Here is a 23345-nt window from a genome sequence, read left to right as displayed (position 1 = left end):
GAGCCGAGAGGAGTTTAGTTATGGCACACGGTCCGAAACCCGGTTTTACCCGCTGGCTCTACACCACTAACCACAAAGACATCGGTTCGATGTACCTGTGGTTCAGTTTTGCGATGTTCCTGCTAGGCGGTTGTATGGCGCTGGTAATCCGCGCCGAATTGTTCCAGCCCGGACTGCAGATTGTGCAGCCCGGTTTCTTTAACCAGATGACCACCATGCATGGCCTGATCATGGTGTTCGGTGCGGTGATGCCCGCATTTGTGGGGCTTGCCAACTGGATGGTGCCGATGATGATCGGTGCACCGGATATGGCCCTGCCGCGTATGAATAACTGGAGCTTCTGGATCCTGCCATTCGCCTTCGCGATGCTGGTGTCCACGCTGTTCATGGAAGGTGGCGCGCCCGATTTCGGTTGGACCTTCTATGCACCGCTCTCCACCGAGTACGCGCCGCCCAGCGTGACCTTCTTTATCTTTGCCGTACACATCATGGGTGCCTCATCCATTATGGGTGCGATCAATATCGTGGCCACAATTCTGAATATGCGCGCACCGGGCATGACCCTGATGAAGATGCCGCTGTTCGTGTGGACTTGGTTGATTACCGCTTACCTGCTGATCGCAGTAATGCCGGTACTGGCCGGTGTGGTCACCATGATGTTGATGGATATCCACTTCGGTACCAGCTTCTTCAGTGCCGCCGGTGGTGGTGACCCGGTATTGTTCCAGCATGTGTTCTGGTTCTTCGGCCACCCCGAGGTGTACATCATGATCCTGCCGGCATTCGGCATTGTGTCGGCGATTATTCCCACCTTCGCGCGCAAGCCGCTGTTTGGTTACAGCTCCATGGTTTATGCCACCGCGAGTATCGCTTTCCTCAGCTTTATCGTGTGGGCGCACCACATGTTTACCGTGGGCATGCCCATTGCCGGTGAGCTGTTCTTTATGTACGCCACCATGCTGATTGCGGTGCCCACCGGCGTGAAGGTGTTCAACTGGGTAACCACCATGTTCCGGGGCTCGATGACCTTCGAGACCCCAATGCTGTTCTCCATTGCCTTCGTGATTCTGTTTACCATCGGCGGCTTCTCCGGCCTGATGCTGGCCATCGCTCCGGCGGACTTCCAGTACCACGATACCTATTTCGTTGTGGCGCACTTCCACTACGTGCTGGTGCCCGGTGCCATCTTCTCGATCACCGCGGGCGTTTACTACTGGCTGCCGAAGTGGACCGGCAACATGTACAACGAGTCCATGGGTAAAGTGCATTTCTGGCTCGCCTTTGTCGGCCTGAATGTCACCTTCTTCCCGATGCACTTTGTTGGCCTGGCCGGCATGCCGCGCCGAATTCCCGACTACGCACTGCAGTTTGCCGACTTTAACCAGATTGCCAGTGTGGGCGCCTTCCTGTTTGGTGCCGCGCAGATCTTGTTCCTGTTCAACGTGATCCGCACCGTACGCGGTGGCAAGAAGGCGACCGATGAAGTTTGGGAAAACCCGGAAGGGCTGGAGTGGAGCGTGCCGTCGCCGGCGCCGTACCACACTTTCAGCACGCCACCGGTCGTACGTTAATCCGGAATTGAGAGGGCTGGCATCATGGCACTGAGCGCAAATGCAAAAACCACAGCCAAGTTAACGACCCTTGCGGTCGGCATGCTCGGCTTTGCACTGTTCGTGATGCCGCCTCTCTACGATGCCTTTTGTGAAATAACCGGCCTGAATGGCAAAACCGGCGGCCGCTACGAAGCGGTGCCGGCAGCGGTGGACACAGAGCGCACCGTCAAAGTGCAGTTTGTGGCGAGTAATAACGAAAACATGCCGTGGGAATTCAAGCCCGGCATGGTGGAAATACGTGTGCACCCCGGTGAGGCGGTGGATACCGTGTTTCATGCGCGCAACCCCACCGATCGCGAAATGATCGGCCAGGCTATCCCCAGCCTGGTGCCGTTCAAGGCTGCCAACTATTTTCACAAGACCGAGTGCTTCTGCTTCAACCAGCAATCACTTGCTGCCGGCGAAACCGCTGAATTGGGCCTGCGCTTTATCGTCGACCCAGACCTGCCCGCCGGTGTGAATACCATTACGCTTTCCTACACGCTGTTTGATGTCACGGAAAGATTTGCCAAACAAGCGAACAACAAAAATACCGACTCCGAGCGAGAGGGATAAAAAACTATGGCTACCGAAAGCAGCTACTATGTGCCCGAGCAGTCCCGGCTGCCCATCTTCGCCACCATCGGCATATTCCTGATGGCGTTCGGCGCCGCTACCTGGATCAATGGCGGCAGCTCCTATATTTTCTTTGCCGGCAGCCTCGCGATGGCCACCGTGTTGTGGTTCTGGTTTGCCGCCGTAATTAAAGAAAACATGCAGGGGCTCAATAGTGATCAGCTCAAGCGCTCTTACGTGTGGGGCATGGGCTGGTTTATTTTTTCCGAAGTCATGTTCTTCGCCGCCTTCTTTGGTGCGCTGTATTACATCCGTACCTTTACCTTGCCGTGGCTCGGTGGCGAAGGCGATCGCGGCTCCTCCAATATGCTGTGGGAAGGTTTCCAGAATACCTGGCCACTGATGGTGACCCCGGAGCAGGCGGTCAGCGGTGATGCGGCAAAAGTGGTCGGCCCGAAGGGCATCATCGACCCCTGGCACCTGCCATTGATTAACACCGTTCTGCTACTCGCTTCCAGTGTCACCGTGCATATCGCGCACGTGTACCTGAAAAAGGGTAACCGCAAAGGCTTTAATTGGTGGCTTACTGCAACTGTTGCCTTGGGTGGCGCCTTTCTGTTCTTCCAGGTCGAAGAATACCTCGAAGCTTATCAGCATCTTGGTCTGACTCTGGAATCCGGAATTTACGGTACGACCTTCTTTATGCTCACCGGTTTCCACGGCATGCATGTAACACTCGGCACGATTATGCTGCTGATTATGTTGTTGCGCTCGGTGATCGCAAATCACTTCAAGCCGGACGATCACTTTGGCTTTGAAGCGGCCAGCTGGTACTGGCACTTCGTAGATGTGGTGTGGGTAGGTCTATTTATCTTCGTTTACGTGCTCGGCGCTTAACGAAAAATTAGGGGTGGATACCTTTGGGTACCCACCCCTTCACCGAATCAGTATTTATTCGCCCAGGGTGCGGTGTTGGAAAGTATCCCGCTGTCGAAGCCATACCAGATGGCCACAAGTAGCAGGGCAGCCAGAGAAACTCGAATGCCTAATGCATAAAGGGCACGTTTGGATTCCGGCGCGCCCATGTCGCGCAATAGAAAAAAGAGTGCACTGGTCAGGCTGGCCAGTACCGCGAGAAACAACAACACAATTATTGCTTTAAGCCACATAACAGACGCCACTTATTGAAGTATTTATTGGCATGATAGCTCCCAAAAAATCGCAGCAACAACGCGATCAGGCAGTACAGACCGGGAACTCCGCCCATTCCGCGCACTTGGCAAAAGGCCAGGATCATTTAGCGCGGGGGGCCAGTGTAGCATTTATCCGCAACTGGCCACTGACCGTTCTGAGTTTATGTTTTTTCCCCCTATTGCTCGGGCTGGGTAACTGGCAGCTACAGCGGGCGGCGGAAAAAGAGACTATCCAGCGGCAGGTCGATGCACGTCTCAGTGCGCAGCCCATCAAGATCTCAGATCTAAGTACTCCTACGACCTACACCCCGGTGCGCCTGCTGGGGTTTTACACCGATGAATATTTTCTCCTCGACAACCGCACTCGTAATGGTCGCGTTGGCTATGAGGTCGTGCAGGTTTTTGAAACCGGCAGCGGTGGCGAGGAAAAAGCGCGCTGGCTGATTAATCGTGGATGGATTCCTGGAAACAGTCACCGTGACCAGTTGCCGCAAGTTTCCTATCCATTGGCGGCCAAGGTAATCACCGGCTTTCTTTACCCGAATGGCGACTCGACAGAGGACACCGACGCGCTGCCGGCGGTTGCCGTGCATGGCCGCATTCAGTCACTGGCGCAGCAGCGCGCGCATAGCATCGGCTTGCAACAAGCGGACTGGCATATTCGCTTGAGCGCAGATTCCGATACCGCACTGGTTACGGACTGGAAGCTGTTGACCACCAGTCCGGCCAAGCACACGGGTTATGCGGTGCAGTGGTTTGCCATGGCATTTGCCCTGATGGTGATGTGGCTGTTGGCTGCGACCAACCTGCAGCAAATAGTGCGAGAAAAGTGGTTTAAATAAACACCAAAACAGACATAATCAACTCATAACAATAACGAGCACTCAATTGGACCTGCGTCCGGGTATGAGTGTGATAGCGAGGTACTCACGTGACTGAGCAAACCCAGATCGAATCTGACGTACAGACTGACTCTCGGCAGGAGTCTCCATCACCTGCGCCGCGGGGAGGTTTGAGTCGCCTGGCCGGCATGAGTGTGGTCGCGTCTGTGGCACTGCCCATGCTTGCGGCCTACATCATTTTTTACACCGGCGTGGGCATGCCTACGGATACGGTGAATCAGGGCGAGCTGCTCACGCCAGCCCAGGACCTCGCTGAAATTGATCTACTGGCTGATGATGGCAATGCGGTTGACCTTGCGACGCAGGAGCCAAAATGGCGCTACCTGATTGTGGGCGGAGAAAACTGCGCAGGGGAGTGCGAGAAGCTGCTCTATACCACGCGTCAGGTACATATCCGCCTGGGTGAGAAATCTCGCCGTGTGGAGCGCCTGCTGGTAACCGGCGCGCCGCTTACGGAGCTTCGTCATCGCGATCTTGCCGATCAGCATCCGAAGCTGCGCTTTACCACCACCGACCAGCAAAAACTGGATGAGTGGTTGGCAGATAGTGACCACGCAGAATTGAAACGCCCCAGTGCGCTGCTGGTGGATCAACAGGGCTACGCCATGATGGTGTACGACAACACCCACAACGGCAATCAGCTACTTAAGGATATCAAGCGACTGCTGAAGTACTCCTACGAGAAGTAACGGGAACAGGAGAAAGCAATGGATGTGGAATCAGACATCACCGAGCTGAGAAAAAATTACAAGCAGGATTGGCGGTTTCGTCTTGCCTTAATCGGCACCGGGCTTGCGGTAGTCGTGGTGGTGCTCGGCGCATTTACCCGTCTCGCCGACGCGGGGTTGGGTTGTCCGGACTGGCCGGGCTGCTACGGTCACCTGCTGTGGCCGGATAACCAGAGTGAAATCGCCGCGGCCAATGCAGCCTTCCCGGATACCCCGGTAGAGACCGACAAGACCTGGCCAGAAATGGTGCATCGCTATTTCGCCGGTATGCTGATGCTGCTGGTGGCCGGTCTTACCTATTTGTTCTGGCGCCGGCGCGGCCATCGCGGCTTTATCCAGAGTCACATCCTGCTCGGCCTGATCACGCTGCAGGCGGCATTCGGCATGTGGACCGTGACACTCAAGCTGTGGCCGCAGGTAGTGACCCTGCACCTGCTTGGCGGTATGGCGACCCTGTCGGTGTTGTGGATGTTGTCCGAGCGATTGCGCTATCGCAAACGGCTGATTCCCGCCCACGAATTTACCGCGCTGCAACGGCTGCGCCCGCTGGCGGTCGCTGCCGTGGTGGTCGTTGGGTTACAGATTGCCCTGGGTGGCTGGACCAGTTCCAACTATGCCGCACTTGCTTGCCCGGACTTCCCCAAGTGCCACGACCAGTGGTGGCCCGCCGCAGACTTTGCCGAGGGGTTCAATATTGCCCAGCAAATCGGGCCCAACTACCTCGGTGGTGCAATGGAGAATGACGCGCGCACCGCTATTCACCTGACCCATCGCATCGGAGCGATTATCGTCACCCTAATTGTGAGCTTGCTCGCGGTACTCGCATGGCGCGCCGGCTCGCCACGCTGGGGACAGGGTTTGCTGGCCGTACTGGCCTTGCAGGTGACGCTGGGTATCGCCAACGTGGTGATGTTCCTGCCGCTCCCCATTGCGGTGGCACACAATGCCGGTGCGGCACTGTTGCTGTTGAGCCTGCTGACGTTCTGTTACCGCATTAATACGGTACAGCCGGCGATCAAGCAATATCCGTAAAAGAGTATTGGCAGAGGATTGAAAAGCGGATTGAGAAGAGGATTAAGTAGTACCTCTCGGTTGAATTGGTTGAATGAAGGGAAGCCCTGATCGGCTTTCCCTGCCACCGGGCAAACCTTGCCCGGTGGCAACGCTTGCTCGATAGCGACCTTTGCGCTGCGCCCATAACAGCCAGACGCAAGCGGCCGCATATAACAACGACAACGAGGTGGTAACCATGAGTACCCAGGCAGTACCCGTCCAACGCGCCAGCTGGCGCGATTACTATGAGCTCACCAAACCCCGTGTGGTGATGCTGATGATTCTCACCTCGGTGATCGGCATGTTACTGGCGGTGCCCGGCATGGTGCCTCTGGACATACTGGTACTGGGTAACCTGGGTATCGCCTTGTGCGCCGGTGGCGCTGCGGCGGTAAACCACCTGGTGGACCGCCAGATTGATATCAAGATGGCGCGCACCACCAATCGGCCGGTGGCACGCGGTCGCGTCGAGCCGCAAAAGGCGCTGATGTTTGCCATGGCTCTCGGTTGCGCGGGCATGGCAATTCTACTTGTGTTTGTGAACGCGCTTACCGCCTGGTTAACGCTGCTGTCTCTGCTGGGTTACGCGGTGGTCTACACCATGTTTCTCAAACGCGCCACGCCGCAAAATATTGTGATTGGCGGCCTCGCCGGCGCGGCACCGCCATTACTGGGTTGGGTCGCAGTAACCGGTGAAATTCATGGCCACGGCCTGCTGCTGGCACTGATTATTTTTGCCTGGACACCACCGCACTTCTGGGCGCTTGCGGTACATCGCCGTGATGATTACGCCAAGGCGGAAATCCCCATGTTGCCGATTACCCACGGAGTGCAATACACCAAAGTCCATATTTTGCTGTACACGTTTATTTTGTTTGCGGTCTCGCTGTTGCCATTTGCTACCGCCATGCTCGGCTGGTTGTATCTGCTGGGCGCGGTGGTGCTGGGTATTGGCTTCCTGTATTGGGCGGTGGAAATGTTGCGCGATCGCAACCCCAACGCGGGCATGGAAACATTCAAGTACTCGATCATCTATTTGATGGCGCTGTTCTGCATTATGTTGCTGGATCATTATCTGGTGGCACTACCAACCAGTGGAGTCTGAGATGGGTGAGAATTTGCAGCACACGGCCACGCAAAAGCGGGGAATATTTTTAACCGTCGGCGTTCTGGTTTTATTTATGGTCGCGGTGATGGCCGGTTTCCTGAATAAAATGAACCAGCCGCGCGTAATCAGCGATACAGAGTTACGCCTCAATGGTGCAATCAAGCTGGAGCGCCCACGTATTCTTGACGAATTCGATCTGATCGCAGATACCGGTAGTGCATTTAAAACGACGCAGCTCGAAGGGCGGTGGACACTGGTATTTTTCGGGTTTACACACTGCCCGGACGTATGCCCGACCACCATGGCGACGCTGAACAACTTTTATCAGACACTGGATGAAGAAACCCGGAAAACCACCGACATTTTACTGGTGTCGGTAGATCCAAAGCGGGATACACCTCAACAGCTACATGACTACGTGCGCTACTTTAATCCAGAATTTGCCGGGGTAACCGGTGAGTTCCTGAACCTGAAGCGCTTTGCGAACCAGTTGAATGTCCCCTTTAACAAGGTGCCCCTGGACGATGGTAATTACACTGTCGACCACGGTTCGCAAGTGGTATTAATAAATCCACGCGGCCACTATCACGGCTTTTTCAAAGCGCCACTGGATCCGGCCAAAATGAAACTGACCTACCGCTCAATGAGAGCCACGTTCACCGGCTGAGGGGATGGAGTTCACTGAAGTGATCAACAACAGGCGCTATGATGGCGCCTGTTCCCATTCGACCTATTGAAAATGGATTTTCTATGTTTTCTCTGAGTGTTCGGCGGGGAGCGCCGGAAATTGCCGCGCGTGAACCGTTCGACGGCAAATCGCTCTGGCTGCCCGCCGCTTTCCTGTGTTTTCTGATTATTCCCTTCGGCTGGATTGGTGTGTTTGCACCGGCGATCTGGCTCGGCCTGGTGGCGATGGAGAGTGCCCACGGCTGGAAAAAAGCCACCAGCTTTTTCATTACCGGCTTGCTCATGTTGCTGGTCAACAGTGGCTTGATTCCCGGTAACGAACATATATTGCTGATGGAACCCTACCGGGATGCCTCCGCCAATCTGATTTACCCGAGCTTCCGCCCTGCCAAGGCGGTCATTGCGCTGACCATCGTGCTGTTTATGTTGGTGCGGCCGCAACCGCTGAAACGCAAAGATTTGCCGTGGATAGCCGTGGTCGTCGCGGCACCTATTGCGCTAGGCGGTATGGTCCTCGATTTCCATCCAAAACTGACCGCTACGATCGCGCTTGCCGCACTGCTCAACTTTGTTGTGGTGTGCATCGCCGAAGAGGGTTTTTTCCGTTGGGTGCTGCAGCGCGGTCTCGGCCTGTGGCTTAAGCGCTGGCCCTGGATCGCCACTGCCCTGGTGACGCTGTTGTTTGTCTCCCTGCATACCGGCTGGGCGGCCTCGCCAACCATGCTGGCGCTGGTGGGTGTCGCCGGTTTTGGTTACGCGCTGCTGTGGCAGTTACGCGGTAGTTTCTGGGCCTGTGTGCTCGCCCACTGGGGGGTTAACCTGCTGCATATGACCCTACTCGCCTATCCAGGGTAAGAGTCCAGGGTGAGAATCCGGGATATGAGTCGTCGGGGTGCGTAAGCGGCGCGCTTGAACTAATCTGAAAAGAGCGGTTTTTGGCGCGTAAGTCTGTGAAGCTGAACCTGAGCACTGGCAAACATGCGGTTTAATTGGCCGCCCTTCGGAAGGCGCCTGCTGGGGTACCTGGGCATTGCCATGGTATTGCCCTGGGTGATCTGGTTTATTGCCGGCCTATTCGGATGGGAGCCGTCGTTGATCACCACCTTCGGCGTTCCCGGATTGCGCATTCCTGCATCCTTCGCCATTGGCGGCCTGCTAATTGCCGCGATCGGCTTCTGGCAAGACTAAACTTTTGGGGCAAACTGCAACTAGGTGCCGCAAATGTTTCGTTTGTCCGACCTGTTTATTTTTCTCGCCGTGGCGATTTCATTCGCCCTCTCCAGCTATCTCTGGTTCAACGGCTACCGCGAGCAGGGTTTATTCACCGCCCTCTGGGTGCCGAGCATTCTCGCGTTTGGTATTTACGTGAAAGTTTCTGCGCTGCTGGCGCGCAGCGAGTAGTCATGTCTGACCAACTGATTTTTTACGTCGGCCTGGCGGTTTTTGTGTTGATGCTGATTGGTATCGGCTTGACGGTGTTTGCCTTTCACCGCGCGGGAAGTGAGCCGGTCACGCCGGCGCGCAAGGGCCAGCGGCGAGGGCCGCGTTAAGTCGGCCAGTTGTATAGAACGATCGCGCGGCACCGCTTGTTATGCGCGCGCCGCGCGGATATGCCCCAGCAGAAAGAACAGGCCCGCCGCTAGCACAATCGATGGCCCCGCAGGGCTGTCCCATACCACCGACATGGTCAGGCCGACCACCACCGATGCGCAGCCGATCAGGGACGCGAAGCCAGCCATCTGCTCCGGTGTCGCCGACAGGCGACGTGCGGTAGCCGCCGGAATGATCAACAGCGCGGTGATCAGCAGTACCCCTACCACTTTCATGGCGATGGCGATCAACAGCGCCAGCATCAACATGAGTGCGAGGCGGATTTTATCCACCGGCACGCCTTCCACTGCGGCGAGTTCTTCGTGCAGGGTAAATGCCAACAACCTGGGCCACAGGTACCACAGCAGGGCGGCAATAATGACCGCGGCCACCGCCATCAGCGCCAGGTCCTGCGACGATACCGCCAGCAGGTCGCCGAGCAGCAGCGACAGTAAATCCACATTGATCTTCAGCAGGCTCATGGTCACGATGCCCAGGGCCAACATACTGTGAGAAAGGATCCCGAGCAGGGTATCTACCGACAGGTTCTGGCGGCGCTGCAAGTACACCAACAGCAATGCCAGTACACAGCTGCTTGCCACCACCGCGAGCGTCGGTTGAACATGCAGTACAAATCCGAGGGTGACCCCGAGCAGGGCTGAGTGCGCCAGCGTATCGCCGAAATAGGCCATGCGCCGCCATACCGCGAAACAACCCAGTGGCCCACTGACCACTGCCACCAGCAGGCCGGCCGCCAGCGCGTACCAGAGGAATGTGGAGCTCAGTAGTTGTCCCCAGTCCATTAATTCTGCCCCTCCGAATCCTTGGATTTCCCACGAGCTTCTACGCTTGAGCGGGAGGGCGCAGGGGTTAGCGCATGCGGATGGTCGTGGTCACAGCACTCATCCACCACGTCGCCACTCAAGTCGTGGTGATGATTGTGGTGGTGTGTATACAGGGCGAGTTTGTCGCCGAACATTTCAAGGTACACCGGGTCTTTGCTTACCTGCTCCGGGTGCCCGTGGCAACAAATGTGTTGGTTCAGGCATAACACCCGATCGGTCGCCGCCATCACTAGGTGCAAATCGTGCGACACCAGCAACACGCCGCACTGCAGCTCGTCGCGCAGCTGGGCGATTAACTGGTAGACCTCGCTCTGCCCACCGACATCAACGCCCTGGGTGGGTTCGTCGAGTACCAGCAACTGGGGCTTGCGCGCCGCTGCGCGTGCCAGCAACACACGCTGCATTTCGCCACCGGACAGGTCGGTAAGGCGGGCGTTTGCCAGGTGCGGGGCTGCGACACGGTCGAGGGCTTCAGCGACACTGACATCGTCAATGCCGAGCTGTAAAAAGCGCGATACCGTCATCGGCATGCTGGAATCAATCTGCAAGCGCTGCGGCATATAGCCCAGTCGCAGTGCCGGGCGCCGCTCGATCGTGCCCGAGGTGGGCTTGGTCAACCCGAGCAACAGGCGCAACAAGGTCGTCTTACCTGCACCATTGGGGCCGATCACGGTGACAATTTCTGCGGGTCGCAGCTCCAGCGTGATATCCCGCAACAGCTGCCGGCCACCAATATTCAGGCCGAGGTCGTGGGCGCGGATGAGCGGGGCGGATGAACTCAGGGGAGACTCCAGGCTGGTTAGAGAGGGATTTTGCCTCTGCAGAATCGTGATCGATGGTAAAACGGCTGGCGAGTGTAAGCCGCGTATGATTATATCGCACCCCTTTATTCGGTGTTGGCGAGTGTTCGTCGGCAAGCGCGGTTGCTGCCGGCCGTAGGATTTATCCCGGTCGCCTAGTTTTGGTCTGAGTTTGGTACTGTTGGTTCGTTTACATATGTTCGAGAAGCCATTGGGTTTTGTTATCGCGCTCGCGTTGATTTTTGCGTCAATCGCGAGTGTTGGTTGTGGCACAAAGTCCCCGGATGCTGACAGTTCTGAAAAGCTGGTGGTTGTTGCGAGTATTGCGCCGCTGGCGATGCTCGCGCGCGAAGTCGCGGGGGACGCAGCCGAAGTCCGCCTGTTGGTGCAGGGCGGCGATCCCCATCATTACGCGCCTTCAGTGAATGACCGCCTGACCATCGAGGGCGCGCCGCTGGTGGTGTGGATGGGGCCCGCGCTGGAGTCGGTACTCGCTCGACAGATGGCGCTGGTTTCTGCAGAGCGGCAATTACCATTGCTGAACGATACCACCCTGTTTGAATTCGATGACTCGGATCCCGCCGACCCACACCTGTGGTTGCGCCCGCGCAATGCCGCGGCAATCGCCGCGCAAATCGCCAATCGACTCAGCACCCTGGATCCGCAACAGTCCGAGGGCTACCGCCAGCGCGCCCGCGATTTCTCGCGCGCCATGGCCAATCTGCAAAAGGTTCAGGATCGTGCGCTGTGGGCGTATAAAGATGTGCCCATCGTCTCCACGCACAAGGCGTACAGTCAGTTCTTCGGTCCCGCCGGAGTGACGGTGGAAAGCCTCAGCGGTGGGTCAAAGCAGGCCCATGGCGCGCGCACTATGCTGGACAAGATTCGAAGTGAAGGGAATGGTGGGCCGGTCGGCTGCCTGTTTGGTGAGGTCCCCGCCAACGACCGCGATCGACAGACCGCCAGTCATCTGAATTTGGGCTACCAGGCTCTGGACCCTCTGGGAAGTACGCTGCCGCAAGATGCGGGCTATCGTGCGCTGATGGAAAAGCTGCTGGCGGATGCGCGCCGCTGCCTGAGTACTATTCCTGATCGTAGCGCCTAGCCTAACGTTTGCGCCTGATCGCAGCCCTTGATTGCGGGTGTTGATGGCAGGCGTTGGTTGCGGACGCGTGCACGGTTCAGCTGGGTTCCTCCTCCGAGGTGTTTGCCTGCTCTTGCTCCAGCTGTATTTCATTAGCTGGTGTTTCCCGGTCGGCTTCCTGCTCTGGCAATACGGCTGGGGTAAGCGATGTTTCACCCGTTGACTCTGACGAATCGGACACCGACTGAGTGAGCGCCTCTGCGGGCGCTTGCTCAGTGGTTGCGGCGTCCGCCGCGGATGTTTCCAGCTCTTCCTGCGTCGGCGTTTCCTGCGGTGCCTGCTGTTGTGCCAGCTGCTCCTCCGCCTCGCGCATCAACGCCTCCACCTGCTGCTGCTGCATGCTGCGTACATTGTTGAGCAGGGCCTTTCGGTTTGGATCACGCAGCATTTCCTGACGGTACTGCTCGCGGTGCTGTTCCTGGATAAGGTACTTGTTGTCGCTCACTTCTTCTTCAGCGATCAACTCCGGCACCGGATACGCGGTGGCCTCCACGTGTTCCATGGTCTCCGCCGCGTAAGCAGAGCCATTTGTGGTTTCCTCAGTGGCGGTGGGTGCCTGACCGTGCGCGACAGCGGCGCCGGCGAGCCCCCAAACCACCGCGAGGTGGATCAATATGCGGGATTTCATTTTTTCATGCCTCTCTGCAACTTCCCTATTGCAAGCCTAGAAGCTGTTGCCTGAGTGGGGGTGACACTGCGATGACTCGCGCGGCGGCATCGACAAATGGAGTCGGGCGAGGCAACTTCCGCCGCCGCTGTACGAGCGAAAATTTCTCAAGGCAGGTATCCTGTCGCCCTGCGCAAACTGCGCCACATCGCATTCATCTATCTGTCATCGCCAACCGAATTTCTATTTGTCTATGAGCAACGATAAGACCTCTTCTGCGCCACTGATCCTGGTGGACGGCTCTTCCTACCTTTACCGCGCTTTCCACGCCCTGCCGCCGCTGGCGACCAGCGCCGGCCAGCCTACCGGCGCCGTGCGCGGGGTGATCTCCATGCTGCGCAAGCACCTTAAGGAGCACCCGGACAGCCCGGTGGTGGTAGTTTTTGACGCCAAAGGCAAAACCTTCCGCGATGAGCTGTTCGAGGAATACAAGTCGCACCGCCCGCCGATGCCCGATGACCTGCGCGCGCAGATCCAGCCGATTCACGACATCATCGATGCCATGGGCCTGCCGCGGCTGGTCATCGATGGGGTTGAGGCAGACGACGTCATTGGCACCCTGGCGCTGCAGGGTGCAGAGCAGGGCATGGACGTGATCATCTCCACCGGCGACAAGGATATGGCCCAGCTGGTGCGCCCCGGCGTGACTCTGGTGAACACCATGTCCAATACAGTCATGGATGTGGAGGGAGTGAAAGCCAAGTTCGGTGTGGGCCCGGAGCTGATCATCGACTTCCTCGCGCTGATGGGCGACAAGGTGGATAACATCCCGGGGGTTCCCGGTGTGGGTGAGAAAACTGCGTTGGCGCTGCTGCAGGGGCTTGGCAGCCTCAAGGATATCTACGCCAATCTCGACGGCATTGCGCCGCTCGGCTTCCGCGGCTCAAAGACCTTGGCCAAGAAGATGGAAGAGCACAAGGACGCGGCGGATATGTCCTACGTGTTGGCCACCATCAAGACCGACGTGGAGATGGACTACCAGCCGCAGACCCTCGCCAACAGCGAACCGGACACCGACAAACTGCGCGAACTGTTTTCCGAAATGGAGTTTCGCAGCTGGGTCGACGAACTGGGTGGCGACGGCGAGGCAGCCACCGCGGCTGCGGCCGCGGTAGAACGCAACTACAGTATTATCCTCGACGAGAAAGAGCTGGATGCCTGGCTGGAAAAGCTGAAGCAGGCGGACCTGTTTGCCTTCGATACCGAAACCACCAGCCTCAACTATATGCAGGCCAAACTGGTGGGCGTGAGCTTTGCGGTGGAAGCCGGCGAGGCCGCCTATCTGCCCCTGGCCCACGACTATATGGGTGCACCGGCACAGATCGATTTTGATCGGGCGCTGGCCAAGCTGAAACCCATTCTCGAGAGTGCCGACTACAAAAAGGTCGGCCAGAACCTCAAGTACGACAGCCACATTCTCGCCAACTACGATATCGAGCTGCGCGGTATTGCCCGCGACACCATGCTCGAATCCTATGTGCTCAACAGCACCGGCAGCCGTCACGATATGGACAGCCTCGCGCAGAAATACCTGGGCGAAGCCACGATCAAGTTCGAAGACATTGCCGGCAAGGGCGCCAAACAGCTGACCTTTAACCAGATCGAGCTGGACAAGGCCGGCCCGTACGCGGCGGAAGATGCGGACATTACCCTGCGTCTGCACCAGGAGCTGAGCGGCCGTCTGGCGCAAGAGCCGAGCCTGGAAAAGGTGCTCGATGAGATTGAAATGCCGCTGGTGCCGGTGCTGACGCACATCGAGCGCAACGGTGCCTACATTGATGCGGCGATGCTGAAACAGCAGTCCGACGAGCTGGACAAGAAAATGCGCGCGCTGGAACAGCAGGCGTACGACGAGGCCGGCGAGGAATTCAATCTCGGCTCCACCAAGCAGCTGGGTGCGATCCTGTTTGAAAAGCTGGAAATTCCGGTGATCAAAAAAACCCCGAAAGGGGCACCGTCTACCGCCGAACCGGTATTGCAGGAACTGGCACTTTCGCACAAGTTGCCGGCGCTGATTATGCAGTACCGCGGCATGGCCAAGCTCAAGAACACCTATACCGACAAGCTGCCGCAGATGATCGACCCGGCGACCGGGCGGGTGCACACCTCCTATCATCAGGCGGTGGCGGCAACCGGGCGCCTGTCATCCTCGGACCCTAACCTGCAAAACATCCCGATCCGCACCGAAGAGGGCCGGCGCATTCGCCAGGCATTTGTCGCCGACCCGCGCATCAATGGTGGCAGTGCGATTGTGGCTGCGGATTACTCGCAGATTGAATTGCGTATCATGGCGCACCTGTCCGGTGACAAGGGGCTGCTGGATGCCTTTGCCCACGGGGCGGATATTCACCGCGCGACCGCCGCGGAGGTGTTCGAGGTGCCGGTGGACGAGGTAACCGACGAGCAGCGCCGCCGTGCCAAGGCGATTAACTTTGGCCTGATCTACGGCATGAGCGCGTTTGGCTTGGCCAAGCAGCTGGATATCCCGCGCGCGGACGCCCAGACCTATATCGACCGCTATTTCGCGCGCTACCCGGGCGTGCTTGCGTATATGGAAAATACGCGCAAACAGGCCGCCGACAAGGGCTACGTGGAGACCCTGTTCGGTCGCCGCCTGTATTTGCCGGAAATCAATTCCCGCAACGGCATGCAGCGTCAGGCTGCGGAGCGCACCGCGATCAACGCGCCCATGCAGGGTACCGCGGCCGACATCATCAAGCGCGCAATGATTAGCGTGGATGCGTGGCTGCGCGAGGAACAGCTGCAGACCCGTTTGATCATGCAGGTACACGATGAACTGGTACTGGAAGTACCGGCCGATGAGCGTGAGCTTGTGGTGCAGCGGATTCCGGAGTTGATGCAGGCTGCGGCCGAGCTGGATGTACCGCTGATTGCCGACCTGGGTGAGGGTGCCAACTGGGACGAGGCGCACTGAGCCGGCAGAAGTTTTTTCAAAATTTTTGCGATTTTTTCAATTTCCGCGGAACTACTCGATAGGGGGCCCCTCTAACTAAACAAGATCGTTGGATTGCAACATCATCCCCAAAGCTTAGTCAGAAGCCCCTCGCCCCGAAGATACCCCCATCGGGGCTTTTTTTTGCCTGAATTTTTATTCCTGTAGCTCGGGTGAGGCGGCTGAGGCGCTCAGTGCGCGTCAAAAGGACCTGATTATTAAATAAGCGGAAACAGAGTTTTTTGACGCGCTGCGAGGAATAAAGTCTCAGAAACAGAATTTTTTGCCCGCAAAACGGCGATGGGTGGGATACAGTTGCGGCGTCCGAATCGCGAAAAAAGAGTGGGGAACCTTTCAGGCCCAGCTTAGTCTTTGGACTATAGGATTTGGTTTGAAGGCATCGCAATGGATGCAGTGGAATTTGGGTGAGAACCCAAGGTTGCGCCCGTCCCCCTGGGCGCAGCTCCTAAGTGCCCCTCCCCAAGGGCACTGACCCCTAGCCGGCAGCTGCAATCTGCCGGCTTTTTTTTGCCTCCAAGTTGCTGGAAAGTCCCTGTCTTGAAAGCAATTTCTTGAACGTAACGCGTTAAACGTTACTGCGTGGCCCAGGCCAGTGAGACCCGGGAAAACATCCTGTGAGCTGCTCATCGCCCTGGGGTTGGCTAAAAAACAAGCGGCTTACATTCAGTCTAGACGAAATTTGGCGGTGCAATTCACCCGTCTGCCTGTTCTGCCTCGGTGTCGTCCTGCGGCAGGGCCAGCCATTGATTCAACTGACGCTCCAGCTTGTCGAGGCCCTTGCGCTTGGGGGCGGAGAAGATCTGTACCGTAACGTTGTGGTCCAGCTCCAGCGCCTTCAATTCCTTCTCTACGGCAAAGCGCGTGTTGTTGGCGGGGCCATTTTTTAGTTTGTCGGCCTTGGTCAGCAGGATATGTGCGGGCAGGCCGGACTTGACCGCCCAGTTCAGCATCTGCAAATCGAATTCTTTCAGCGGCTGGCGAATGTCCATTAACAGTACCAGCCCCTTCAGGCACTGGCGGTTCTCCAGATAAAACGCCAGATTGCGTTGCCATTCGTCCTTCATCGCGCGTGCCACCTTGGCGTAGCCGTAGCCCGGCAGATCGACCAGACGCTGGGACTCGCTCAGGCTGAAGAAGTTGATCAACTGGGTGCGTCCGGGCGTCTTGGAGGTCCGTGCCAACTTATTGTTGTCGGTGAGTGCGTTGATCGCACTGGACTTGCCGGCATTGGAGCGGCCGGCGAAGGCCACTTCGGCGCCAAAATCCACCGGGCATTCCGCCAGGGTGGGTGCGCTGATCAGAAATTCAGCGTGGCGGAAATTGATTCGTTTAACATTGGCTTCAGACATGGGACTTCCCGGTACACTCAGATGGCGCGCAAGTATATAATGCCGCGGTTTTATCGTCGCTGATGGTTTAAGGGCGTTTGGGTGCCGCCAGCAGCGAAGATGGGTGCAAAACTTCAGCGCGCAACAGGACGACGTATGAACAGCATTATAAAGAAGGCCGCTCTGGCTTTGGGGATGATCGCTTTTGCCCAGATGGGACACGCTGCCGGTGACGCCAGTGCAGGGCAGACCAAGGCCGCTGCCTGCGTAGCCTGCCACGGTGCGGACGGCAATAGCCCGGCACCGACCTTCCCGAAAATCGCCGGCCTCGGCGACAAGTACCTGCTCAAGCAGTTGCGTGACGTGAAGAGCGGTGCGCGGTCCATTCCAGAAATGACCGGCCAGCTCGACAACATGACCGATCAGGACCTGCAGGATATCGCCGCCTTCTACGCGTCGCAGAACATCCAGATTTCCGGTTCCACCGCCTTCTCCGTGATGCTGAACAATGGCGATAACGTGGACGGCCTGGCGCTGGGTCGCGAGATCTACCGCGCTGGCAACAGCGAAACCGGTGTCCCCGCGTGCATGGGTTGTCACTCACCGACCGGCCTGGGCAACGCGCCCGCGGCTTACCCGCGCCTGTCCGGCCAGTACGCAGAATACGTGGAGAAGCAGCTGAAGGCTTTCCGTGAAGGCACCCGTGCCAACGACGGTGATACCCGTACCATGCGCACCGTGGCTCGCCAGCTGTCCGACGCCGAAATCAAGGCGGTTGCGAACTACGTAGCGGGCCTGACCGAGTAATCGGTAGGCAGTTGCGAGAAAGGCCGGTCACTGACCGGCCTTTTTGTTTCCGCCTGCCGAACCCAGCTTGCACCGACCGTCGGGAACTTCAATAATTTCCGCGGTCTATATTCAGCCAGGAGTCAGCTGAGCCCGAGCATAATGGGGCCATGCTGATGCAGGCACACAGAATAAATTTTTGGAGTAACCCTTTATGAAAGCCGTCGTCGCACTCTTTACCATGCTGCTGAGCCTGGCAGCCTGCGCCCAGGAAGCCCCGGGCAAATTCAAGGCCGGTCAGCACTACGAAGTACTGCCGCAGGCCGTTGCCCAGGATGACGACAGCAAGATCGAAGTGACCGAGCTTTTCTGGTACGGCTGTGGCCACTGCTACCACTTTGAGTCTCCGCTGAAAAAGTGGCAGAAAACCATGCCCGCCGATGTGGCGCTGAAAAAGATCCCGGCCATCTGGCAGCCGGTGATGGAGATCCACGCGCGTATGTTCTACGTCGCAGACGCCATGGGTGTACTGGACAAGGTGCACGACCCGATCTTCGCCGCCATCGCCCAGCAGCGCAAAATGTTCGCTACCCGCGACGGTCGCGACTGGAAAGCCGATGATGCGGCTATCGAAGCGCTGTTCAACGATGCCGGTGCCGACGGCGCCAAAGCGGTGAAGCTGATGAATGGCTTCGCGATCAACAGCAAGGTCAAGCAGGGCCAGGCGAAACAGCGTGCCTACAAACTGACCGGCACCCCGGAAATGGTTGTTGCCGGCAAATACCGCATCAGCACCTCGCTGCCGGGTATCAAGGGCAAGTCCAACGGTCAGCAAATCATGCTGGACGTGGTGGACTTCCTGGTAGAAAAAGAGCGCGCCGAGAAGGGCTGATCGCGCCCAACTCGCACCGCTCGCACAACCCCGCAACCGCGGGGTTTTTTTATGCCTGAGTATCCCTGCGCCGCCTCACTGCTAGGCTAACAATGGGTACCGCCACCAATTTCGCCAGTGCCAGAATGCGCAACTTGCCCCCGCCAGTATCGATTGCTCTGCTGCTCAGCCTTTGGGGTGGGTGGCTGCTGGCCGTGGCGCAGATTCCTGAGGAGCAGGCGATCGAAGAACAGCTGCCCGAGCAGCAGACACCCGTGGATATTGCGGCGCGCGCGGTGAGCCTGCTGTCATTTGTCGCGGTGGATTATCCGGAGGCGGTCTCCGAGGGCAGTGTGCGGGATCGCGGACTGTATCGACAGACTCGCGAAAACGCGGAACTGGCCGCCGATCTGGTGGCGGGGCTCCCCGACAGGCCGGGGCGGGCCCAGCTGCTCAATACGCTGCAGTCGCTGCAAGCGGCAATTTCTGGCAAAGACGCCGCGGACCTGGTGCGGCGCCGCGCCAACACAGCCGCAGACCGCCTGGCCGCCCTCTATCAATTGCCCCGCTCCCCGGCCGAGCCCCTGCCCGCTGCGAGTGAGGCCAACGCTCTGTATCGCGACCGCTGCCAGCAGTGTCATGGCGAAGACGGTATTGCCGAGCAACCGGAGCGGGCCCTGAATGATCCCGCGCGCATGGTGAACCTGAGTCTGTACGACTTTTACAATGTGCTGGAGCCTACCCGTAACGATGCCCACGACGAGGCCGTGGACGGTGACCTCAGCAGTCGCCAGCGTTGGGCGCTGGCGGTCAAGGTGGCCAGCTTCAGCGCGCCACAGGTGGCGCCATCACGCAAACTTGCCGAGCAGTACCCGGCACTGGTCGGCCTTCCGGGCATGGCGGTGTTGCGCCCTTCAGAGCTTCCCGAGCCGGCGCGCGCGTCGCTGATGTGGTGGCGCGCCCACCCGGAGCAGACCCGCGCATTGCAGCACCCGCTGGCCCGGGCCGCGGGCCTGATCTATCTGGCGCAGATTGCCTATCGCGGTGGCGACCCGGCAGGTGCCTACCACAAACTGATGCTGGCCCTGCGCAGCGGCTATCTGCCGGCGCGCGCGCAATTGGCCGAACGCGATCCGGCGCTCGCAACCCAGCTCGATCAACAGTGGCAGGCGTTGCGCGAGGCCATTCTCGCGCGCGCACCGGCCAATGAGGTGATCGAGCAGTTCCAGCGCTTACTCGCCAGTGTGGTGAAGGGCAGGGAGTTATTGCAGCCCACCAGCAGCAGCGTCATCTATGTGTGGGCGGGAATACTGTTTGTTGCCGCGCTGGCGCTCGGGCTGTTGTTGTGGCTTGGCTTGCGTCGCCGGCGCATAAGGTAGGTTAGCAACGCCGATCCCTTTGGTGGGTGACCATATAGCCTCTTAGGCTGGTTTGACGCGAAAACAAAGAAAATTGTCGCATTCGCTGCCACTGTTGAGATTTACGACTAGGCTTTTAATTAGGTTGTGCAAATAACCGCCTGTCGTTGAACCCAACAGAGAAGAGTGCCGCATGAAGTTGTTGCGTCAGTTGTCCTTCCGTCCCGTTCTCGTATCCCTGCTGCAATCCTATGCCCTGACCTTTGCAGTGTTCCTGATTCTCCCCGCATTCGCCTCCGCACAGGAGCAGACCGGCAACCAGGCTGCGGCCAAAAGCTGGGTCGGCAACTGGCTGGTGGTGGGGCAGGGGGATGAGCAGCTGGTTTGGCAGCTCCACGCCGACGGCACCGGCTTTGCACACGGCTTCCGTGCTGACGGTCAATTAACCCATGGTTTTGCGATTTCCTGGCGCATCAACGGCGATACGGTGCGTATCCGCACCGGCGGCACGCTGCACTGCAACAGCGGCATGGTGTACGCGCAATTTACCGGTTGGAGCGCGGTCACCCTAGACTTCAACGTGATCGACGGGCGTCATTGGCGCCAGCACAACGGCGGTATCCTGGCCTTCCAGCGCCGTCTCGCCGATTGGGAAACGCCTAATCATGGCGCCGAGTGTCCCAACCTGTACGATCGCGATCGCAAAGAGACCCCGCAGACCGCCTCGGCCGGCAATTGAAGCCAGAGCGCACAAGGCAGTGCTGATCAAAGTGGTACTGATCAAAGTACAGACCAGCGTGCTGGCAAAGAAGGCGTCCAGCCTGCGGCCGGGAAAGGAAGTTTGCGGCCCAGGCCATAGGGACAGGTATTCATCTCAGGGAAGAATAAAGCGCAAGCGGAGCCTGGCAGTCATGCAGCAACGCTTTATTCACAAGCTACTGGTCACCAGCAGACACACGCTGATCGCGGCGGGCGTCGTATTGTTGTCATCGACAGCGGTGGTTTCGGCACAAGATTCTGCAGCTGGTTCTTCTTCCGCTCCTGGCCCTTCCAAGGAGCTGCAACCTAAACAATCACCGCAGAATTCCACCCGCGAGCAACCGGGCCAGTATCCCGGCTGGGAGGTGGAGTCGCGTTTGCAGGCCGAGCAGTGGGTGGGAAATTGGTTGATTTCCCGCGACGGCGAAGCGCAGCACGTGTGGAGCCTGAACAAAGACGGCACCGGTCGCTCCTATGCGTTCAATCGTCACGGCGATGAAATGCAATTTGCCTATGGCTACGACATAAGCTGGTATTTCGATCCGCATACCCAGATGGCCAATATCAAAACCGAGCGCCGTATTGTGTGCCGGGGCGGTCGCGTTTATCCCTATTTCCTCACGCTCAAATCCTACGAGAGTGATTACGCCGTAAAAGGCAAGTTTGCCTGGCAGACCACCTGGACCGAAGCCAGTATCGGTCGCAACTACCTGCATAAATCCCTGGTGGTTTTCGTCGCGCCCCTGTCCGGCTGGCACAACCCGGAAAAAAACGCTCCCTGTCCGATTTTCCCGCGCATGGATGTGGAAAAAGATATCGACCTGGCGCTGGACCGCTGGGAACAGGAGGCACAACAGAGCGAACACGAACAACTGGTCGATACCACCCCGGTAGAAGGGGAGCCGGAATTTACCGGTGAAGACTTTGGCCCGGCAGTGGATGAGCCCAAGGGCAAAGTTCCCGGCCAGAAAACATCATCAAAAAGTAAATCCGCCAAGGCGCGGGTGAAAGACAAATCCAGGAGAGACCGCCGATGAATGCACAGGTAAAAATCGACCAGCTGTTATTGCGGCTGACCCCGATTCTCGATCGCGAAGTACTGGGTTTGTGTGTGCTGGATGAGCCCCAGTTGAGGGAACACCTGGCGCATTGCCGGTGTATTTTTCGCGAGCGAGAAGGTATTACGGCGTTACTGCCAAAGCACCTTGCCGAGCAGGGACAGTTACCGGTCAGTGACGACTACCGCCAGATTACCCTGCAGTTCGTTGACGGTGTGGAAGCGCCCGGACTCACCGCCACAATTTTGCGTGAACTCGCCGATGCCGGGATTCAGGCCAATGTGGTTTCTGCGCGCTATCACGAGCACATTCTGGTACGTGCCCGCGACGCCACACGTGCGATGCAGATCCTCTATGGCATCAGTAACCGTTTGCAGTACTCCTAGGAAGTAGAGACCTTTTCTATTCTCCGTCCAGACTTGTAGGTCTGGGCGGGGTTCGCCGATGGCAGGGAGCGCGCCTAAGAAATTTTTAAAGAGGAGTGCGCTGCCGACCATGCATATCGCCTATCCGCCGCCACTGCCCCACGGCCCAATCCGCCAGTTGTTGCCGGATTTTTTTGTGGTGCGCGGCCAGGCCCGGGTTGCACCGGGAGTGCTGGTCAATCGCAATATGGGCATCGTGCGCAGCGGTGACGATTTGCTGCTGGTCAACCCGATACGTCTCGGCCGCTTGCAGGAAGAGCGCCTGTGCGATCTCGGCAATGTACGCCAGGCGGTGCGTCTCGGATATTTCTTTGGTTGCGATGATCTCTACTATCGCGATCGCTTTAATGTATTTTTCTGGCGACAGCACCACTCCGACTATTACCCAGTCCCAGCTGCTGACGAATTCCTGAAGGAGGGTGGCCGCTGTCCGGTGCCGGATGGCCAGGTATTTGAATTTAGCCACAGCGAGATTCCGGAGGCGGCACTGTATGTCCCCAACTCCGGGGGGCTGCTGCTTACCGGGGACTCACTGCAATACTGGAGCAGCTGGACGGCCTGTAACTGGGCCGGACGCTGGGCGCTGCGCCTGAGCGGCATGCATCGAGGGATGCAGGTATCGCCGGCCTGGTGCCGCCGTGCCACCCCGGAAGGGGAAAACTCTCAGCGCTGGCTCGCCACCGACTTTGCGCGACTGCTCGATCTTCCGTTTCAGCATATGCTTGCCGGTCACGGCGATTTCTGTGCTGACCGTGCCCACGAACTCGCCGAGCGCGCCGTATCCGCGCGTTTCTCCGCATCGCTCAATACGCGGCATTGATCGCAAAACCTGTGTTGAGCAATCGCCGGTGTCGCGTGCGGCGTCGTGATAAGCTGTTGGCGATTCGAGCATTAGAATGAG

26 protein-coding genes are annotated in these 23345 nt (G+C 58.1%); 21 read left to right on the top strand and 5 right to left on the bottom strand.

The window, feature by feature from the left end:
• The first annotated feature begins 20 nt into the window (after positions 1-20).
• The 3 genes from ctaD to KUV22_RS10180 are packed head-to-tail and all read left to right on the top strand — an operon-like array spanning position 21 to position 3065.
• A complete protein-coding gene (gene ctaD, locus KUV22_RS10190; RefSeq protein ID WP_010131120.1) occupies positions 21-1571 on the top strand; it encodes a cytochrome c oxidase subunit I in 1551 nt (516 codons plus the stop codon).
• A 24-nt stretch (positions 1572-1595) separates the two neighbouring features.
• Positions 1596-2168: a cytochrome c oxidase assembly protein gene (locus tag KUV22_RS10185; protein WP_222230795.1), complete on the top strand. Its 573-nt coding sequence runs from the start codon at positions 1596-1598 to the stop codon at positions 2166-2168.
• A 6-nt stretch (positions 2169-2174) separates the two neighbouring features.
• A complete protein-coding gene (locus KUV22_RS10180) occupies positions 2175-3065 on the top strand; it encodes a cytochrome c oxidase subunit 3 (protein WP_222230793.1) in 891 nt (296 codons plus the stop codon).
• A gap of 47 nt (positions 3066-3112) precedes the next feature.
• Here the strand turns inward: KUV22_RS10180 and KUV22_RS10175 are convergent, their stop codons facing one another.
• Entirely contained in the window at positions 3113-3337 is a 225-nt protein-coding gene (locus KUV22_RS10175) for a DUF2909 domain-containing protein (RefSeq protein ID WP_222230791.1), read from the bottom strand.
• A gap of 32 nt (positions 3338-3369) precedes the next feature.
• On the opposite strand from KUV22_RS10175, the gene KUV22_RS10170 reads away from it, so the two are divergent.
• From KUV22_RS10170 to KUV22_RS10130, 9 genes are all read left to right on the top strand, one after another.
• Positions 3370-4203 (top strand): SURF1 family protein, encoded by an 834-nt coding sequence (locus tag KUV22_RS10170; RefSeq protein WP_222230790.1) that lies wholly within the window; start codon positions 3370-3372, stop codon positions 4201-4203.
• 89 nt (positions 4204-4292) lie between these two features.
• Entirely contained in the window at positions 4293-4952 is a 660-nt protein-coding gene (locus tag KUV22_RS10165; protein ID WP_222230787.1) for an SCO family protein, read from the top strand.
• Between the two features lie 18 nt (positions 4953-4970).
• Positions 4971-6023: a COX15/CtaA family protein gene (locus KUV22_RS10160; RefSeq protein WP_222230784.1), complete on the top strand. Its 1053-nt coding sequence runs from the start codon at positions 4971-4973 to the stop codon at positions 6021-6023.
• 217 nt (positions 6024-6240) lie between these two features.
• The gene (gene cyoE, locus KUV22_RS10155; protein WP_222230782.1) at positions 6241-7149 is read left to right on the top strand and encodes a heme o synthase; all 909 of its coding nucleotides are present in this window, start codon (positions 6241-6243) and stop codon (positions 7147-7149) included.
• A gap of 1 nt (position 7150) precedes the next feature.
• Positions 7151-7819: an SCO family protein gene (locus KUV22_RS10150; protein WP_222230780.1), complete on the top strand. Its 669-nt coding sequence runs from the start codon at positions 7151-7153 to the stop codon at positions 7817-7819.
• A gap of 83 nt (positions 7820-7902) precedes the next feature.
• Positions 7903-8694: a CPBP family intramembrane glutamic endopeptidase gene (locus tag KUV22_RS10145; RefSeq protein ID WP_222230778.1), complete on the top strand. Its 792-nt coding sequence runs from the start codon at positions 7903-7905 to the stop codon at positions 8692-8694.
• Between the two features lie 123 nt (positions 8695-8817).
• Entirely contained in the window at positions 8818-9027 is a 210-nt protein-coding gene (locus tag KUV22_RS10140; RefSeq protein WP_222230776.1) for a hypothetical protein, read from the top strand.
• A gap of 33 nt (positions 9028-9060) precedes the next feature.
• Positions 9061-9240, top strand: coding sequence for a hypothetical protein (locus KUV22_RS10135; RefSeq protein WP_222230774.1), 180 nt, complete (start codon positions 9061-9063; stop codon positions 9238-9240).
• Positions 9241-9242: 2 nt separating this feature from the next.
• On the top strand, positions 9243-9389 hold the full coding sequence (locus KUV22_RS10130) for a hypothetical protein (RefSeq protein WP_157520041.1): 147 nt from the start codon (positions 9243-9245) through the stop codon (positions 9387-9389).
• Positions 9390-9428: 39 nt separating this feature from the next.
• Here the strand turns inward: KUV22_RS10130 and KUV22_RS10125 are convergent, their stop codons facing one another.
• Positions 9429-10232 carry an iron chelate uptake ABC transporter family permease subunit gene (locus tag KUV22_RS10125; RefSeq protein WP_222230771.1) on the bottom strand — a complete coding sequence of 268 codons (804 nt, stop codon included), beginning with the start codon at positions 10230-10232 and terminating at the stop codon, positions 9429-9431.
• Entirely contained in the window at positions 10232-11056 is an 825-nt protein-coding gene (znuC, locus tag KUV22_RS10120) for a zinc ABC transporter ATP-binding protein ZnuC (protein WP_261319493.1), read from the bottom strand. The genes KUV22_RS10125 and znuC overlap by 1 nt, the downstream gene beginning before the upstream one ends.
• Positions 11057-11270: 214 nt before the next feature.
• Between znuC and KUV22_RS10115 the strand changes: the two genes are divergently transcribed.
• Positions 11271-12179, top strand: coding sequence for a metal ABC transporter substrate-binding protein (locus tag KUV22_RS10115; RefSeq protein WP_222230769.1), 909 nt, complete (start codon positions 11271-11273; stop codon positions 12177-12179).
• A 76-nt stretch (positions 12180-12255) separates the two neighbouring features.
• Here the strand turns inward: KUV22_RS10115 and KUV22_RS10110 are convergent, their stop codons facing one another.
• Positions 12256-12846 carry a hypothetical protein gene (locus KUV22_RS10110; RefSeq protein WP_222230767.1) on the bottom strand — a complete coding sequence of 197 codons (591 nt, stop codon included), beginning with the start codon at positions 12844-12846 and terminating at the stop codon, positions 12256-12258.
• Between the two features lie 232 nt (positions 12847-13078).
• Here KUV22_RS10110 and polA point away from each other — a divergent pair, with 232 nt between their 5' ends.
• Positions 13079-15820, top strand: a complete 2742-nt coding sequence (polA, locus tag KUV22_RS10105; protein WP_222230765.1) for a DNA polymerase I — start codon at positions 13079-13081, stop codon at positions 15818-15820.
• Positions 15821-16551: 731 nt separating this feature from the next.
• Here the strand turns inward: polA and yihA are convergent.
• A complete protein-coding gene (gene yihA, locus KUV22_RS10100; protein WP_222230763.1) occupies positions 16552-17208 on the bottom strand; it encodes a ribosome biogenesis GTP-binding protein YihA/YsxC in 657 nt (218 codons plus the stop codon).
• A gap of 135 nt (positions 17209-17343) precedes the next feature.
• Here yihA and KUV22_RS10095 point away from each other — a divergent pair, with 135 nt between their 5' ends.
• The 7 genes from KUV22_RS10095 (at position 17344) to KUV22_RS10065 (ending at position 23264) form a co-directional block, all read left to right on the top strand.
• Complete coding sequence (locus KUV22_RS10095; protein WP_222230761.1) at positions 17344-17994, top strand: c-type cytochrome; 651 nt, start codon at positions 17344-17346, stop codon at positions 17992-17994.
• Between the two features lie 193 nt (positions 17995-18187).
• On the top strand, positions 18188-18865 hold the full coding sequence (locus KUV22_RS10090) for a thiol:disulfide interchange protein DsbA/DsbL (RefSeq protein ID WP_222230759.1): 678 nt from the start codon (positions 18188-18190) through the stop codon (positions 18863-18865).
• Positions 18866-18990: 125 nt separating this feature from the next.
• Positions 18991-20223 (top strand): hypothetical protein, encoded by a 1233-nt coding sequence (locus tag KUV22_RS10085; protein WP_222230757.1) that lies wholly within the window; start codon positions 18991-18993, stop codon positions 20221-20223.
• 172 nt (positions 20224-20395) lie between these two features.
• Complete coding sequence (locus KUV22_RS10080) at positions 20396-20941, top strand: hypothetical protein (RefSeq protein ID WP_222230755.1); 546 nt, start codon at positions 20396-20398, stop codon at positions 20939-20941.
• A gap of 172 nt (positions 20942-21113) precedes the next feature.
• Entirely contained in the window at positions 21114-21998 is an 885-nt protein-coding gene (locus tag KUV22_RS10075) for a hypothetical protein (RefSeq protein ID WP_222230753.1), read from the top strand.
• The gene (locus tag KUV22_RS10070; RefSeq protein ID WP_222230750.1) at positions 21995-22405 is read left to right on the top strand and encodes an ACT domain-containing protein; all 411 of its coding nucleotides are present in this window, start codon (positions 21995-21997) and stop codon (positions 22403-22405) included. The genes KUV22_RS10075 and KUV22_RS10070 overlap by 4 nt, the downstream gene beginning before the upstream one ends.
• A gap of 109 nt (positions 22406-22514) precedes the next feature.
• Positions 22515-23264, top strand: coding sequence for a hypothetical protein (locus tag KUV22_RS10065; RefSeq protein ID WP_222230747.1), 750 nt, complete (start codon positions 22515-22517; stop codon positions 23262-23264).
• Positions 23265-23345: the final 81 nt, after the last annotated feature.

Origin of the sequence: Microbulbifer agarilyticus (assembly GCF_019800665.1) — a bacterium.
Taxonomy (GTDB): Bacteria; Pseudomonadota; Gammaproteobacteria; order Pseudomonadales; family Cellvibrionaceae; genus Microbulbifer; species Microbulbifer agarilyticus_C.
This window is presented reverse-complemented; position numbering and strand designations above follow the sequence as displayed.

Bases quoted from the DNA above. Each gene is read 5' to 3' on its own strand.
- ctaD (WP_010131120.1), top strand. From the start codon at position 21: ATGGCACACGGTCCGAAACCCGGTTTTACCCGCTGGCTCTACACCACT.
- KUV22_RS10185 (WP_222230795.1), top strand. From the start codon at position 1,596: ATGGCACTGAGCGCAAATGCAAAAACCACAGCCAAGTTAACGACCCTT.
- KUV22_RS10180 (WP_222230793.1), top strand. From the start codon at position 2,175: ATGGCTACCGAAAGCAGCTACTATGTGCCCGAGCAGTCCCGGCTGCCC.
- KUV22_RS10175 (WP_222230791.1), bottom strand. From the start codon at position 3,337: ATGTGGCTTAAAGCAATAATTGTGTTGTTGTTTCTCGCGGTACTGGCC.
- KUV22_RS10170 (WP_222230790.1), top strand. From the start codon at position 3,370: ATGATAGCTCCCAAAAAATCGCAGCAACAACGCGATCAGGCAGTACAG.
- KUV22_RS10160 (WP_222230784.1), top strand. From the start codon at position 4,971: ATGGATGTGGAATCAGACATCACCGAGCTGAGAAAAAATTACAAGCAG.
- cyoE (WP_222230782.1), top strand. From the start codon at position 6,241: ATGAGTACCCAGGCAGTACCCGTCCAACGCGCCAGCTGGCGCGATTAC.
- KUV22_RS10150 (WP_222230780.1), top strand. From the start codon at position 7,151: ATGGGTGAGAATTTGCAGCACACGGCCACGCAAAAGCGGGGAATATTT.
- KUV22_RS10145 (WP_222230778.1), top strand. From the start codon at position 7,903: ATGTTTTCTCTGAGTGTTCGGCGGGGAGCGCCGGAAATTGCCGCGCGT.
- KUV22_RS10140 (WP_222230776.1), top strand. From the start codon at position 8,818: ATGCGGTTTAATTGGCCGCCCTTCGGAAGGCGCCTGCTGGGGTACCTG.
- KUV22_RS10135 (WP_222230774.1), top strand. From the start codon at position 9,061: ATGTTTCGTTTGTCCGACCTGTTTATTTTTCTCGCCGTGGCGATTTCA.
- KUV22_RS10130 (WP_157520041.1), top strand. From the start codon at position 9,243: ATGTCTGACCAACTGATTTTTTACGTCGGCCTGGCGGTTTTTGTGTTG.
- KUV22_RS10125 (WP_222230771.1), bottom strand. From the start codon at position 10,232: ATGGACTGGGGACAACTACTGAGCTCCACATTCCTCTGGTACGCGCTG.
- KUV22_RS10115 (WP_222230769.1), top strand. From the start codon at position 11,271: ATGTTCGAGAAGCCATTGGGTTTTGTTATCGCGCTCGCGTTGATTTTT.
- KUV22_RS10110 (WP_222230767.1), bottom strand. From the start codon at position 12,846: ATGAAATCCCGCATATTGATCCACCTCGCGGTGGTTTGGGGGCTCGCC.
- polA (WP_222230765.1), top strand. From the start codon at position 13,079: ATGAGCAACGATAAGACCTCTTCTGCGCCACTGATCCTGGTGGACGGC.
- yihA (WP_222230763.1), bottom strand. From the start codon at position 17,208: ATGTCTGAAGCCAATGTTAAACGAATCAATTTCCGCCACGCTGAATTT.
- KUV22_RS10095 (WP_222230761.1), top strand. From the start codon at position 17,344: ATGAACAGCATTATAAAGAAGGCCGCTCTGGCTTTGGGGATGATCGCT.
- KUV22_RS10090 (WP_222230759.1), top strand. From the start codon at position 18,188: ATGAAAGCCGTCGTCGCACTCTTTACCATGCTGCTGAGCCTGGCAGCC.
- KUV22_RS10085 (WP_222230757.1), top strand. From the start codon at position 18,991: ATGCGCAACTTGCCCCCGCCAGTATCGATTGCTCTGCTGCTCAGCCTT.
- KUV22_RS10080 (WP_222230755.1), top strand. From the start codon at position 20,396: ATGAAGTTGTTGCGTCAGTTGTCCTTCCGTCCCGTTCTCGTATCCCTG.
- KUV22_RS10075 (WP_222230753.1), top strand. From the start codon at position 21,114: ATGCAGCAACGCTTTATTCACAAGCTACTGGTCACCAGCAGACACACG.
- KUV22_RS10070 (WP_222230750.1), top strand. From the start codon at position 21,995: ATGAATGCACAGGTAAAAATCGACCAGCTGTTATTGCGGCTGACCCCG.
- KUV22_RS10065 (WP_222230747.1), top strand. From the start codon at position 22,515: ATGCATATCGCCTATCCGCCGCCACTGCCCCACGGCCCAATCCGCCAG.